The organism is Pseudomonas sp. W2I6 (genome assembly GCF_030815935.1).
Taxonomy (GTDB): Bacteria; Pseudomonadota; Gammaproteobacteria; order Pseudomonadales; family Pseudomonadaceae; genus Aquipseudomonas.
On the sequence record NZ_JAUSXJ010000001.1, the window covers coordinates 3,498,046 to 3,512,021 of the forward strand.

13 protein-coding genes and 1 pseudogene are annotated in these 13,976 nt (G+C 61.6%); 8 read left to right on the forward strand and 6 right to left on the reverse strand.

Going from position 1 to position 13,976, the window contains the following annotated elements; all coding sequences use genetic code 11:
• Positions 1-13: 13 nt before the first annotated feature.
• Entirely contained in the window at positions 14-523 is a 510-nt protein-coding gene (locus tag QF039_RS16320) for a DUF1993 family protein (RefSeq protein WP_003211233.1), read from the reverse strand.
• A gap of 126 nt (positions 524-649) precedes the next feature.
• Here QF039_RS16320 and QF039_RS16325 point away from each other — a divergent pair, with 126 nt between their 5' ends.
• Complete coding sequence (locus QF039_RS16325; RefSeq protein WP_307519485.1) at positions 650-1,297, forward strand: YceH family protein; 648 nt, start codon at positions 650-652, stop codon at positions 1,295-1,297.
• 219 nt (positions 1,298-1,516) lie between these two features.
• Here the strand turns inward: QF039_RS16325 and QF039_RS16330 are convergent, their stop codons facing one another.
• Positions 1,517-2,335: a shikimate 5-dehydrogenase gene (locus tag QF039_RS16330; RefSeq protein WP_003211230.1), complete on the reverse strand. Its 819-nt coding sequence runs from the start codon at positions 2,333-2,335 to the stop codon at positions 1,517-1,519.
• Between the two features lie 241 nt (positions 2,336-2,576).
• Here QF039_RS16330 and QF039_RS16335 point away from each other — a divergent pair, with 241 nt between their 5' ends.
• The 3 genes from QF039_RS16335 (at position 2,577) to QF039_RS16345 (ending at position 3,640) form a co-directional block, all read left to right on the forward strand.
• Complete coding sequence (locus QF039_RS16335; protein WP_008435927.1) at positions 2,577-2,930, forward strand: hypothetical protein; 354 nt, start codon at positions 2,577-2,579, stop codon at positions 2,928-2,930.
• A 232-nt stretch (positions 2,931-3,162) separates the two neighbouring features.
• A complete protein-coding gene (locus tag QF039_RS16340; RefSeq protein ID WP_003211226.1) occupies positions 3,163-3,357 on the forward strand; it encodes a hypothetical protein in 195 nt (64 codons plus the stop codon).
• A 103-nt stretch (positions 3,358-3,460) separates the two neighbouring features.
• Positions 3,461-3,640, forward strand: coding sequence for a hypothetical protein (locus QF039_RS16345; protein ID WP_003211225.1), 180 nt, complete (start codon positions 3,461-3,463; stop codon positions 3,638-3,640).
• Here the strand turns inward: QF039_RS16345 and QF039_RS16350 are convergent.
• Positions 3,637-4,699: pseudogene (locus tag QF039_RS16350) on the reverse strand (AI-2E family transporter). The gene QF039_RS16345 and the pseudogene QF039_RS16350 sit on opposite strands and share 4 nt — an antisense overlap.
• A gap of 149 nt (positions 4,700-4,848) precedes the next feature.
• Between QF039_RS16350 and yegQ the strand changes: the two are divergent.
• The 4 genes from yegQ to QF039_RS16370 all read left to right on the forward strand — a co-directional run bounded on the left by yegQ (position 4,849) and on the right by QF039_RS16370 (position 12,000).
• Positions 4,849-6,168 (forward strand): tRNA 5-hydroxyuridine modification protein YegQ, encoded by a 1,320-nt coding sequence (gene yegQ, locus QF039_RS16355; protein ID WP_307519490.1) that lies wholly within the window; start codon positions 4,849-4,851, stop codon positions 6,166-6,168.
• 365 nt (positions 6,169-6,533) lie between these two features.
• Positions 6,534-7,775, forward strand: coding sequence for an exonuclease SbcCD subunit D C-terminal domain-containing protein (locus QF039_RS16360; protein WP_177040023.1), 1,242 nt, complete (start codon positions 6,534-6,536; stop codon positions 7,773-7,775).
• Complete coding sequence (locus tag QF039_RS16365) at positions 7,772-11,410, forward strand: AAA family ATPase (protein ID WP_307519493.1); 3,639 nt, start codon at positions 7,772-7,774, stop codon at positions 11,408-11,410. The genes QF039_RS16360 and QF039_RS16365 overlap by 4 nt, the downstream gene beginning before the upstream one ends.
• Positions 11,407-12,000, forward strand: a complete 594-nt coding sequence (locus tag QF039_RS16370; protein WP_307519495.1) for a glutathione S-transferase — start codon at positions 11,407-11,409, stop codon at positions 11,998-12,000. The genes QF039_RS16365 and QF039_RS16370 overlap by 4 nt, the downstream gene beginning before the upstream one ends.
• Positions 12,001-12,131: 131 nt before the next feature.
• On the opposite strand, the gene QF039_RS16375 is transcribed toward QF039_RS16370, so the two are convergent.
• From QF039_RS16375 to QF039_RS16385, 3 genes are all read right to left on the reverse strand, one after another.
• A complete protein-coding gene (locus QF039_RS16375; RefSeq protein ID WP_003211212.1) occupies positions 12,132-12,311 on the reverse strand; it encodes a hypothetical protein in 180 nt (59 codons plus the stop codon).
• 156 nt (positions 12,312-12,467) lie between these two features.
• Positions 12,468-13,643, reverse strand: a complete 1,176-nt coding sequence (locus tag QF039_RS16380) for a lactonase family protein (RefSeq protein ID WP_307519498.1) — start codon at positions 13,641-13,643, stop codon at positions 12,468-12,470.
• Positions 13,630-13,926 carry a DUF5629 family protein gene (locus tag QF039_RS16385; protein WP_307519500.1) on the reverse strand — a complete coding sequence of 99 codons (297 nt, stop codon included), beginning with the start codon at positions 13,924-13,926 and terminating at the stop codon, positions 13,630-13,632. Before QF039_RS16385 ends, QF039_RS16380 begins: the two co-directional genes overlap by 14 nt.
• Positions 13,927-13,976: the final 50 nt, after the last annotated feature.

The window sequence follows — 13,976 nt, forward strand, 5'->3', positions numbered from 1 at the left end:
TTTATTACAAGGCTTAGAACGCTCCCATGTAGTCGCGCTTGCCCACTTCCACGCCGTTGTGACGCAGCAAGGCGTAAGCGGTGGTGACGTGGAAGAAGAACTGCGGCAGGCCGTAGCTCAGCAGGTACGACTGGCCGCTGAAGCGCTTCTCTTTCGGGGTGCCAGGGCGAGTGATGATCTCGATGCCTTCTTTACCGTCGACCTGGGCCGGGGTGATGGTGTCGATAAACGCCAGGACCTTGGCGATCAGCGCTTGCAGGTCGGCGAAGGTGACTTCTGTATCGTCGTATTTCGGAACTTCGATTTCAGCCAGGCGGGCAGAAACGCCTTTGGCGAAGTCGACGGCGATCTGCACCTGGCGCACCAGCGGGAACATGTCCGGGTACAGGCGTGCCTGCAGGAAGGCGTTCGGGTCGATGTTCTTGGCGGTGGCGTGGGCCTCGGCCTTGTTCAGCACATCGCTCAGGGCGTTGAGCATTTGCTTGAAGACCGGGAGGGAAGCGGCGTACAGGGAAATAGTCATGACAGTCTCGACAGTTGTGGCAGGGTTTGAAACAGCCGCGATTATAGACATGCCGGCCACCGGCGCCGCTTGTCTTTTATTTTTTCAGGATTAGGCTAGTGAGCTCACTGCATTAGGGAAAGCGCGATGACCACCGAGCACGACACCACTTCCGAAGAGCCGCGCCTGAACAGCACGGAAATCCGCATCCTGGGCTGCCTGATCGAAAAACAGGCCACCAGCCCTGAAACCTACCCGTTGACCCTCAACGCGCTGGTGATCGCCTGTAACCAGAAAACCAGCCGCGAACCGGTGATGAACCTCAGCCAGGGCCAGGTTGGCCAGAGCCTGCGGGCCCTGGAAGGCCGCGGGTTTACCCGGCTGGTGATGGGCAGCCGCGCCGACCGCTGGGAGCATCGGGTGGACAAGGCGCTGGAGCTGGTGCCGGCCCAGGTGATTCTCAGCGGGTTGCTGTTCCTGCGGGGGCCGCAGACGGTCAACGAACTGCTGACCCGCAGCGGGCGCATGCATGACTTTGAAGACGCTGAGCAGGTGGCGCATCAACTGGAACGCCTGATTGCCCGTGGGCTGGCGTTGTTGGTGCCGCGTCAGTCGGGGCAGCGGGAAGATCGGTACATGCACGCCCTGGGCGACCCGGCGGACATTGAAGCGATCCTGGCGGCACGTGGGAATCCGGTGGAGCGTGGTGCGGGAAGTGGGGTTTCCCTGGAGCGTATCGAAGAGCTGGAAGCGCGGATTGCGGCGCTGGAAGAGCGCCTTTCGCGGCTCGAATAATGTTTGTGGTGAGTGGGCTTCTGTGGTGATGGAGCTCGCTGTGGTGATGGAGCTTTTGTGGCGAGGGAGCTTGCTGTGGCGAGGGAGCTTGCTCCCGCTGGAGTGCGTAGCGCTCCCATTTTCTTGGGGCTGCTGCGCAACCCAGCGGGAGCAAGCTCCCTCGCCACAAAAGCTCACCCTCCACAGCAAGCTCACTCTCCACACCGCCAGCGGTGATGCTCAGCTCCGGGCAAATGCCACCGCCGCCTGAAACTGTTCATCCGTCGGCCGCACGCCGGTGTACAGCACGAACTGCTCCAACGCCTGGATGGCGATCACTTCCAAACCGGTGATCACTCGTTTGCCCTGGGCCCGTCCACGCAGGATCAGTGGGGTTTCCGAGGGAATCGCCACCACATCGAAGACCGTCTCGGCCGCATCAACCGCGTCAGCTTCAAACGCCAACTGATCCGCTTCCGCCCCTCCGGTCATGCCAATCGGCGTCACGTTGACCAGCATCTGCGGGCGCAAGGCACCCAACTGCGCCTGCCACTCATACCCCAGGCTCTGGGCCAGCGCCCGGCCCGCTTCTTCATTGCGCGCCACGATCACGCCCTTGGCGTAGCCGCCATCGCGCAAGGCACTGGCCACCGCCTTGGCCATGCCGCCGCTGCCGCGCAGGGCGAAGGTCGAGTCCTTGGGCACCTGGTGCTTGTGCAGCAGTTGCTCGATGGCGATGTAGTCGGTGTTGTAGGCCTTCAAATGCCCGTCGGTGTTGACGATGGTATTGATTGACGCAATGGCCCGCGCCGAATCGTCCAGCTCATCCACCAGGGCAATACAGGCTTCCTTGAACGGCATCGACACGCCACAACCCCGAATGCCCAAGGCCCGAATGCCACCGACGGCGCCCGGCAGGTCCTGGCTACTGAAGGCCTTGTAGTAGAAATTCAACCCCAACTGCTCATACAGGTGGTTATGAAAGCGCAGGCCAAAGTTCCCGGGGCGCGCCGACAGTGACATGCACAGTTGGGTGTCCTTGTTGGGGTTCATCTGCATCGGTAACTCCTTGAAGCCATTCCAGAGGCGGTTTCGGATAGACGGAATACCCGCGCCGGCGGGTTGTCATGGATCATACGCACTGTGCCCGGCCACTTGTGTAAGCCAACCGATACAGACCTTACACAACCTTTACCTATCGGCTGTGCTGTTTTTTAGAAATACGCTGTCTTAAAAGTATCCCCGCGACAATCCTTGAGTCGATTGATTGCAGACCATGAGCGCAGGGGCTAACCGAGGAATGACCATGATTCGTAAACTCCCCAAGATCGCCTTGCTGATCGGCGCACTCGCTATGGCAGGACAGGCCTCCGCCCACGGTGGTGGTTGGGGTGCTCCGCTCGCACTGGGAGCCGTTGTTGGTGCAGTGGTAGGCGGCTCGATCGTCGCCAGTCAATCGCGGCCGGTCTACGTGCAACAACCGGTGTATGTCCAGCCGCAGCCGGTGTATGCCGCTCCGCCGCCGGTCTACTACGCACCGCCACCGCCTGTGTATGTGCAACAACAGGTTTATTACCGCCCGGCGCCGGTCTACTACGGCCCACCGCGCGGCTACTACGGCCCTCCACACGGCTATTACGGTCGCGGCTGGTAAGCCTCAACTGATACACCTGAACAGGCTCCGCCCTAAAAGCGGGGCCTTTTTTTGGCCTGCAGGTCTGAATAAATCTCGCCAAGGTCGTTATAAGGACAATGGCTGTGGCCAAATCCCACATCATTGATCTCAATAGGCGCTTGCCCGAACGGGGCCTGCGCTGTCATGTTTGTGTCTCAAAAGGCTTCCACTATCAACACTGTCCGACCAATAACAACAAGGACGATTGCCCATGCCCACGCAAAACCCACATCGCACCGCCGGCCTCTGCACCTCGAGCAAGGTCTATAGCGTACTGACGGAGCTCAAGGCCCTGGAAGGCCATCGCAACGCCAAGTTCCTGTCCTTGCTGACGGAAAACCTGGTGCGCAAGGGCCTGCTCAGTGAACAGGAAGTGGTGCATATGCTCGACCAGGTGGTCGACTGACTGAGGGTCGCTCGATAACAGTGATGTCGACTATCGAGCAGGTTGATTTTCCCTGAAGGCCCACGCACCGTAATGTCACCTCCATAGCGTATCGGAGGTCATCATGCCCACTATTCAAATCATGTCTGTCATCGGCAGTGCCGTTCCCGCCTCTCTCCGGGAGCTGGGTCTACTCGCCTGCTGGTACCTGGTACGCGATGGCGAAGCCATCAGCGGCCCACTCACTTCACTACCGGCCGCCCAGGCCCTGTCGGTCAAAATGGCGCATTGCTTTCATGCCTAAGGCAGTTGCACCCGCGGTTTGGTTTCCACAAACAGCGCCCAGCTGGACATGAACAACGCAGCAATCAGTGGCCCGATGACAAAGCCGTTCAAGCCAAAGATCGACAGGCCGCCCAAAGTTGAGATAAGGATCAGGTAATCCGGCATGCGGGTGTCCTTGCCCACCAGGATGGGCCTTAGCACATTGTCCACCAGCCCGATCACAAATACCCCGAACAACCCGAGCACCACGCCCTGCCAGATCGACCCGCTCAGCAGGAAGTACGCCGCCACCGGCCCCCACACAATCCCCGCGCCCACCGCCGGCAGCAGCGACAGAAACGCCATCAACACCGCCCAGAGCAGCGCGCTGGGAATGTCCAGGAACCAGAAGATACAAACCACCCAACGCGCCTTGCGTGACCGCTACCAGCACGTTGCCTTTCACCGTGGCACGCACCACCCGGTTGAACTTCAATTGCAGGCGACGCTTCTGCGGTTCGGCCAGCGGCACCGCGGTGCGCACCTTGCGCACCAGCTCGGGGCCATCGCGCAGCAGGAAGAACAGCAAGTACAGCATGATGAAAAAGCTCACCAGGAAATCAAACGTGCCCTGGCCAAAGCTGAACGCCTGGGTCGCAAAAAACTGGCTGCCCTGCATCGCACTCTTGACGATCTTCTCCCGCAGGCCTTCCAGGTTGCCCATGCCGAAGCGGTCCAGCAGATGCTGGAAATACGGTGGCAGGAAGTTCTTGAACTGCTCGATATACCCGGCAACGTCGAGCTTGCCGCTCTCGACGTTCTTGTAAAGCGTCGCGCCCTCCTGCACCAGCAAGGCACTGGTGATGATCACCGGCAGAATCGCGATTATCAGGCACACCGTCAGGGTTGCCAGAGATGTGAGATTGCGGTTCCAGCCAAAACGTTGCTGGAAGCGCCGTTGCATCGGCGCAAAGATGATCCCCAGGATCACCGCCCAGAACACCGCGCCGTAGAACGGCAGCAAAATCCAGATAAACGCGATGGTCACCAGGGCGAGCAGTAACAGCAGGGTTTTGAATTGCAGATTGGTTTGGTTCATGTCCGGTCCATGTCTAAAACACCAGGCGCTCATGTGCGCCTTGATGTTTAGTCCACTGCAAATCCCGCGAGTGCCCTACTTATTAGACCTGGATCAATAAACTGCGCACCCGGCCCGGCTACCCTGCCGCCCTTTTGCGACCCGAACCCATGCCTCCCGTTATCGCCCCCGAACTGCTCGCCCCCGCCGGCACCCTGAAAAACATGCGTTATGCCTTTGCCTACGGTGCCGATGCCGTCTACGCCGGGCAACCGCGCTACAGCCTGCGGGTGCGCAATAACGAGTTCGACCACGCCAACCTCGCCCTCGGCATCCAGGAAGCCCAGGCCCAGGGCAAGCGGTTCTATGTGGTGGTCAACATAGCGCCTCACAACGCCAAGCTGAAAACCTTCCTCAAGGACCTTGCCCCGGTGATCGCCATGGGCCCGGATGCGCTGATCATGTCCGACCCGGGCCTGATCATGCTGGTGCGCCGGCACTTCCCGCACATGCCGATCCACCTGTCGGTGCAGGCCAATACGGTGAACTGGGCCAGCGTCGAATTCTGGCAGGCGCAGGGCATCTGCCGGATCATCCTGTCCCGGGAGCTGTCGCTGGAAGAGATCGAGGAAATCCGTCAGCAAGTCCCCGCCATGGAGCTGGAAGTGTTTGTGCACGGTGCGCTGTGCATGGCCTATTCCGGGCGCTGCCTGCTGTCGGGCTACATGAACAAGCGGGATGCCAACCAGGGCACCTGCACCAACGCCTGCCGCTGGAAATACCAGGCGACGCCTGCGGTGGAAAACGCCGCCGGCGACATCGTGCAGCACTATGCGCCCGAGCCGACCCTGGGCCTCGGTGCGCCCACCGACCAGGTGTTCCTGCTGCAGGAGGCCAATCGCCCCGACGAACAGATGCCCGCCTTCGAAGATGAACACGGCACCTACATCATGAACGCCAAGGACCTGCGGGCGGTGCAGCACGTCGAGCAACTGACGCGCATGGGCGTGCACTCGTTGAAGATCGAAGGCCGCACCAAATCCCACTTTTACTGCGCCCGCACCACCCAGGTGTATCGCCAGGCCATCGACGATGCCGTGGCCGGGCGCGAGTTTGACCGGGGCTTGATGACCAACCTGGAATCCCTGGCCCAGCGCGGCTACACCGAAGGTTTCCTGCGCCGACACGTGCACGATGAATACCAGAACTACCAGAACGGCAGCTCGGTGTCTGAACGTCAGCAGTTCGTCGGCGAGCTCACCGGTGAACGGCGCGGCGAACTGGCCGAGGTCAAGGTGAAGAACCGCTTTGCCGTGGGTAATCACCTGGAACTGATGACCCCGGCGGGGAATTTCCACTTTGACCTGGCCACGCTGCACAACGCCAAGGGCGAGGCTATCGAAGTGGCGCCGGGCGACGGCCATACGGTGTATCTGCCGATCCCGGCGGAGACGGATCTGCGCTTCGGCCTTTTGATGCGCGACGTTTAACTTCGCCAGACACCTCAATGAGTGTGAGACCGCTTTCTGTGGTGAGGGAGATTGCTTTGGTGAAGGAGATTGCTGTGGCGAGGGAGCTTGCTCCCGCTGGGGCGCGAAGCGGCCCTTATCCGGCTGATGCGGTTTTCCAGGAAGAAGCGCATTTGCCTGTTTTGGGGCTGCTTCGCAGCCCAGCGGGAGCAAGCTCCCTCGCCACAGCAAGCTCCTTTCACCAGCAATCTCCTTCACCACAGCAAGCTCCCTCGCCACAAAAAGCAGGGCGTACGCGCAATAGGTTCATTAGCACAGTAGAATTGGCGGCTCTGCGTACCGCCACCTTGTCTTGAGCGGTCACCCTCTTTTTTACGGAGATCGCCTTGCGTCTGTTTCATACCTCCGACTGGCACCTTGGGCAAAACCTGCACGGCCAGGAACGCGACTTCGAACACGCCTGCTTCCTCGACTGGCTGCTGGGCCAGTTGGGCCTGCATCGCCCTGACGTGCTGTTGATCGCCGGCGATATCTTCGACACGGTCAACCCGCCACTCAAGGCCCAGGAGCGGCTGTACGACTTCATCATCAGCGCCCATGAGCAAAACCCTGCACTGACCATCGTGATGATCGCCGGCAACCACGACTCCGGCTCGCGCATCGAACTGCCGGCGCCGTTGATGCGCCGCCTGCGCACCCACGCCCTGGGACGGGTGCTGTGGCTGGATGACGGACAACTGGATGTCGAACGCCTGCTGATTCCATTGCCCGGTGCTGACGGTGAAATCGCCGGCTGGTGCCTGGCCCTGCCGTTCCTGCGCCCGGCCGAAGTGACCGGCGCCCAACTGGGGGACGATTACCTGCGGGGCATCGGCCAGGTTCACGAGTGGCTGATTGCCGCCGCCAATGCCAAGCGCCAGCCGGGCCAGGCACTGGTTGCCATCAGCCATGCGCACATGGCCGGCGGCTCGGTGTCGGAAGACTCCGAGCGCAGCCTGATCATCGGCAATGCCGAAGCGCTGCCCGCCAGCCTGTTCGATGCCAGCGTCAGCTATGTGGCCCTCGGCCATTTGCATAAACCCCAGCGGGTGAATGGCGAGGAGCGGATTCGCTACTGCGGCTCACCGATTCCGCTGTCATTCTCGGAAATCGGCTACCAGCACCAGATCCTCGACGTGCAACTGGACGGCGAAATCCTGGTCAGCGTCGAATCCCGCCTGATCCCGCGCTCGGTCAACCTGCAACGCCTGGAAGCCGCGCCCCTGGCCGACATCCTCAAGCAACTGGCCGACCTGCCCGACATCGACCTGCTGGCCGAAACCCAGCGCCAACCGTGGCTGGAAGTGCGGGTGCGCCTCGACGAACCGCAACCCGACCTGCGCCAGCAGGTGGAAAACGCCCTGCAAGGCAAGGCCGTGCGCCTGGTGCGCATCGCCGCTGAATACGCAGGCAACGGAGGCCGTGAAGACAGCCAGGAAGACCGCCTGATCGAACTCGACCAGCTCACGCCCCAGGAATTGTTCAGCCGCGCCTGGCAGGAAAGCTACGGCAGTGAAGTGGACGAACAGACCCTGAAGGACTTCGCCGTGCTGCTCCAGGAAGTGCAACAGGAGGGCGAACAGCCATGAAGATCCTCGCCATTCGCCTGAAAAACCTCGCCTCTTTGGCGGGTCCGTTTGAAATCGACTTTACCGCCGAGCCCCTGGCCAGCGCCGGGCTGTTCGCGATTACCGGGCCCACCGGCGCCGGTAAAAGTACCTTGCTCGATGCGCTGTGCCTGGCGCTGTTTGGCGCCGTGCCGCGCCTGGGCGATACCGGCCAGGCAAAAATGCCGGATGCCGACACCGATATTTCCATCGGTGACCCACGCACCCTGATTCGCCGGGGCACTGGCGGCGGTTATGCCGAAGTGGATTTTGTCGGCGTCAGTGGCCGTCGCTACCGCGCCCGCTGGGAAGCCAACCGCGCCCGGGACAAGGCCAGCGGCAAGCTGCAAGCCAGCCGGCAAAGCCTGATCGACCTGGACAGCGAGCAACTGCTGGCCAGCCAGAAAACCGAATACAAGACCCAGCTGGAATTGGCCCTGGGCCTGAACTTCGAGCAGTTCACCCGCGCGGTGTTGCTCGCGCAAAGTGAGTTCAGCGCGTTCCTCAAGGCCAACGACAACGAGCGCAGCGAACTGCTGGAAAAGCTCACCGACACTGCGCTCTATACCCAACTCGGTCGCCGCGCCTTCGACAAGGCCAAGGACGCCCGGGACGCCCACAAACACCTGCAGGACCAGGCCACCGGCGTCACCCCGCTGGCCCCCGAGGCCCGCGCCGAACTCGACGAACAGCTGGCCTCCGCACAGCAACAGCTCAAGACCCAGCAGGTGCAACTCAAGCAACTCGAGTTGCAGCACACCTGGCTGAAGGAACTGCGGGAATGGCAGGAGCGCCAACAAGGCGCGGTCGAGCAACTGCAACAGGCCCAGCAACACTGGGCAAGCCAGGGCCCGCAGCGCCTGGACCTCAGCCGCCTGGAACAACTGGCGCCGCAACGTCACCACTTCGCCCGCCAGGCCGAACTGACCACGCAGCTGCAGCCCCTTGCCGCGCAGATCCAGCAGCACCTTGAGCAACAAACCGCGCTGCACACCCGCCAGACCCAACTGCAACAGCAACAGGCCGACGTGCAAGCCGCCCTCGCCCAGGCCCTCAAGCAGCAAGCCGACGCTGTGCCCTTGCTGCGCCAGGCCTTCGAGGAGCAAACCACCCTCGCCCACTTGACCCGTGAGCTGGCCAAACGCAGCGAAGAGAAACAGCTGGGTGAAGCTGCCTGCGTGGAAGGCCAGGCGACGTTGACCGGCTTGCTCGACAAGCAGAAAGTTGTCGCCGAGCGCCTGCACAGGCTGGCCGCAGAGCTTGAACGCAGCGCCGCCCTCGCACCGTTGAGTGAGGCCTGGAGCGCCTACCGCGACCGCTTGCAACAGCTGATGCTGATCGGCAATCGCCTCAATAAAGGCCAGGCCGAACTGCCACAACTGGAAGAGCGCGCCACCCGCCTCGGCCAGAAGTGGACCGAGCAACGCGAAGCCCTTGACCTGCTGTACCACGAAGCCGGCGCCGAACCCCATGCAGTGGCCGAACAGATCCAGTTGCTCGGCAGCCTGCTCCAGGACAACCGCAAGCAACATCGCGCGCTTGAAGACCTGGCGCGGCTGTGGGACAGCCATCAGCAACTCGACAGCCAGAGCCAGGCCCTGACGCAAAAGCAGACCCTCGCCCAGCAACAACGCGAACTGTTGAACCAGAGCGGCTTGCAGGCCAAGGCCGAGCTGGCCGTCGCCGAACAGACCCTGACCGTTACCAAGCAACTGCTGGAGCGCCAGCGCCTGGCCCGCAGTGCCAGCGTCGAAGAGTTGCGCGGCCAGCTGCAGGATGAGCAGCCGTGCCCGGTGTGCGGCAGTGTCGAGCACCCGTATCACCAGCCCGAAGCCATGCTGCAAAGCCTGACCCGCCACGACGAAAGCGAAGAAGCCAACGCGCAGCAAGCCGTGGATGTGCTCAAGGAAAAACTCACTGACCTGCGTGGCGAAGTGGGCGGCCTGATCGCCCAGCAAAAGGAATTCCTGCAACAACAGGAGCAACTCGCCAGCCAGTTGCAGGCCTTGCTGCCAAGCCTTGAAGCCCATCCGCTGTCGGCCTCGCTGTTCAACCAGGACGCGGCCAAGCGCGACGCCTGGCTCGTCCAGCAACTGAGCCAGCTCAGCCAGAGCCTCACCCAGGACGAGCAACGCCAGGGCGCCCTGCTCAACCTGCAACAGAACGCCGGGCGTTTGCAGCAACAACTGCAAGCCGCCCAGGACGCCAGCCAACAGGCGCGCCAGTTACTGATCGACCAGCAACGGGAACTGTCCAACGACCGCGAACGCCTGGACGAAGAACTCAACGCCTTCGCCAGCCTGCTCCCCACCGAGACCCTCGAAGGCCTGCGCAGCGAGCCGGCGGCGACCTTCATGTTGCTCGACCAGCAGGTCAGCCAGCGCCTGGAACAGCTCGACAACCAAAAGGAAGAATTGGCCGAGCAGCTACAGCGCCAGCAAGCCATCGAGAAAGAGCAGGACCGCCAGCAACATCGCCAGCAGCAGCTGGAGACTTTGCACAAACAGCTCGCCGAACAGAGCGCCCTGCAACACGCGGCCGAGGAAAAACTCGCCGGCCTGCTGGGCGAAAGCCCCAGCGCCGAGCACTGGCAACAGCAGCTGGACCAGGCCGTCGAGCAGGCTCGCCAGCATGAGAGCGAGGCCAACCAGCAGTTGCAGGACACCCGCAACCAGTTGATCCAACTGGCTGCCGACCTCAAGTCGCTGCAAGAGCGCCAACAATCCCTGGACACCGAGCACCTGGCCCTCAGCACGCGCCTGAACGACTGGCGCGCCTTGCACCCGGAGCTCGATGACGAAGGCCTGGCACGGCTGGTGGGCTTCGATGAACCGCAGGTGGCCGAACTGCGCCAGCAACTGCAACACAGCGAAAAAGCGGTCGAACAGGCGAAGGTGTTGTTGCAGGAGCGCGAACAACGGCTCAAGGATCACCAGGCGCTGCACAACGGCAACCTTGAAGCCGAGCAGCTGGACGACGCCCTGGCCGAACTCAACGCCGCATTGGCCATTGGCGAAAAAGACTGCGCCGAACTGCGTGCCCGCCAGGCTGACGACCAGCGCCGCCAGGATGCCAACCAGGCGCTGGCAGCAGAGATCGCCAAGGCCTACGAAGAATGGCAACGCTGGGCACGCCTGAATGCACTGATCGGTTCGGCCACCGGCGATACCTTCCGCAAGATCGCCCAGGCCTACAACCTCGACCTGCTGGTGCACCACGCCAACGTCCAACTGCGCCAACTGGTGCGCCGCTACCGCCTCAAACGCGGCGGGAGCATGCTCGGCCTGCTGGTGCTCGACACGGAAATGGGCGACGAATTGCGCTCGGTGCATTCGTTGTCGGGTGGCGAGACATTCCTCGTCTCACTGGCCCTGGCCTTGGGCCTGGCGTCGATGGCGTCGAGCACGTTGAAGATCGAGTCGCTGTTTATCGACGAAGGCTTCGGCAGTCTCGACCCCGAGTCGCTGCAACTGGCGATGGACGCCCTCGACGGCTTGCAGGCCCAGGGCCGCAAGGTGGCGGTGATTTCCCATGTGCAGGAAATGCACGAGCGGATTCCGGTGCAGATTCAGGTCAAGCGCCAGGGCAATGGCTTGAGCACCCTGGAGGTCAAGTGAGCGAGGCCGTGTTGTATTCGTTCCGCCGTTGCCCCTATGCGATGCGGGCGCGGATGGCCCTGCGGTATTCAGGGGTGGCGGTGCAGATCATCGAGGTCAGCCTCAAGGCCAAGCCGGCGGAGATGCTCGCGTTGTCACCCAAAGGCACGGTGCCGGTGCTGAGCGTGGATGGCCGGGTGATCGATGAAAGCCTGGCGATCATACGCTGGGCACTGGCACAGAACGATCCTGAGGGTTGGTTGCTTGGGGATGATCGGGCGACGCAGGCGCTGATTGAAGAGAATGATCAGGGCTTCAAACATCAATTGAATCGATACAAGTATGCCGAGCGCTATCCGGAGCAGCCGATGGAGCATTATCGGGCCGAGGGTGAGGTGTTTTTGATGAAGCTGGAGGGGTTGCTGGCGGAGCGGGAGTATTTGCTGGCCGGGCATTTGAGCCTGGCGGATGTGGCACTTGCACCGTTTGTGCGGCAGTTTGCCCATGTGGATCGGGAGTGGTTTGCCCGGGCGCCGTATCCGCGGTTGCAGGACTGGTTGCAGCGCTTCCTGGAATCGCCGTTGTTCATCGCCGTGATGGCAAAAACCTGAGACTGTCGCAGGACAAAATGTGGGAGCGGGCTTGCTCGCGAAGGCGGTGTATCAGTCAGCCCATGTATAGACTGACCCGGCGCTTTCGCGAGCAAGCCCGCTCCCACATTTGATCTTCATCAGCTTCAAGATCAGTTCTGGATTTTGTGGTCCAGCGCTGCATAGAAGTTGGCGCTTTGTTGCAGGTATTTCTGGGTGTAGGCGCTGGTGCTGGTTTTTTTGCTGCTGATTTCAACACTGGCGCTGGCTGGCAACGCTACGGTGGCGGAAACAGCGGAAGCGGCGATGATCGAGAAAAGATTGAAGTTCATGTCGGTAACCCTTGTGTTCGGTTGGCTTGGTGGCCTGTGTTGGCCTTGGAACCAAACTTACGCCCGAGGGGTTAGCCTTAGAAATTCATTGAAACACTAGCCGCTATTAATAGTATTAATACAACCAGTCAGGCCCCGCACTGCGGGGCCTGTGGCTTATTGCCGCACCAGGAACTTGAGGTCGCTGGGGGCATCAATCGCCAGTTTCTGCACGGTTTTGCCCAAAAGACCGGTCTTGGGATCGCGCTCGACGACCACAATCTCGTTGCTCTTCTGGTTGGCGATCAACAGGAACTTGCCGCTGGGGTCCAGGGCGAACTCCCGGGGATGGTCACCTTCCACCGACCGGCGCTGGATCTCTTTGAGCTGCGCAGTGGCCGGGTCGATGGCAAACACCAGCATCTGGTTGGCGGTGCCTCGGTTGCTCACGTAGAGGAACTTGCCGTCACTTGAGGCATGCAACGCGGCGCCGGCCTTGTCGGACACCGGCTGACCATCCGCGAAGTTGACCAGTTGCTTCTGGGTCAGCTTGCCATCGTTGTAGTCGAACACCGCCACTTGCGCGCTCATCTCGGTGGTCAGCCACGCGTGCTTGCCGTCTGCGGTGAACAGCAGGTGCCGCGGGCCGCTGCCCGGTGGCAATTGCACAAACGCAGGGGCGGCCGGGGTCAGCGGCAGTTCGTGGTTGGCCTTGGGGTCGTAGTGGTAGGCAAAGATCTTGTCCGCCCCCAGGTCCTGGACAAACACGTACTTGCCGTCCGGCGAAGACACCACCGAATGCACGTGGTTGGACGCCTGGCGCTCCGGGTTGACCCGGCTGGCCGGGTGCCCGCTCAACTGCACTGGCGGCGACAGCTTGCCTTCGGTGTCTAGCGGCAGCACCGCGAGGCTGCCGCCCGGATCTTCCAGCACCGAATAGTTGGCCACGAACAGGTAGCGCCCGTCACTGGCCAGGCTGGAATGGGTCGGCTCGTTGCCCAGGCTCTGCACCTGGTTGATCAGGGTCAGTTGATGGTTCTTCGGGTCGATGCTGTAGCTGCTGACGCGCCCCACCGGGTCTTTTTGGCCCGGGCCGTTTTCGTTGACCACAAACAGGTGCTTCTGGTCCTTGGACAGGGTCAGCCACGACGGGTTGGCCGCCTTGGCGGCGAGCACCGGCTGGCCGCTGAACTGCCCGGTACGGCTGTCGAACTGCAAACGGTAGATACCTTCGCTGGTGCCGGCGGTGTAGCTGCCCACCAGCAACTCATAGGTGTCCACCGGCGCGGCCTGGACCGACATTGCGCCTACGCTGCCGGCCATCAGCAGGGGCCAGAATTTACGCATCATCATCCGCTTCATCCTCGTCATTATTGTTGCCGGTGACGCCGCTCATGCAGACCAGGCGGTGTTCGCCCTTGTCATCGGTAAGTGTCCAGCTTTGCAGGGTTTGATCAAAGGTCGCCGCCTTGACTTGCTCCAGGGTGAAACTCCAGCGCTTCTCGGCGCGACCGTCCATGCAGATGATCGATAACGTCTGGTCATCCAGGCTGAAATCGAAGCTGTGCAGGCCATCGATTTCGACCATCTGGCAGTCTTCAAAAGCGTCGGGCAAGGTAGCGGTGTCGGCAGTCATAACCATCAATCATCAAGAGGAAAGACCTCATGATAGGTCAAATCGTTGCA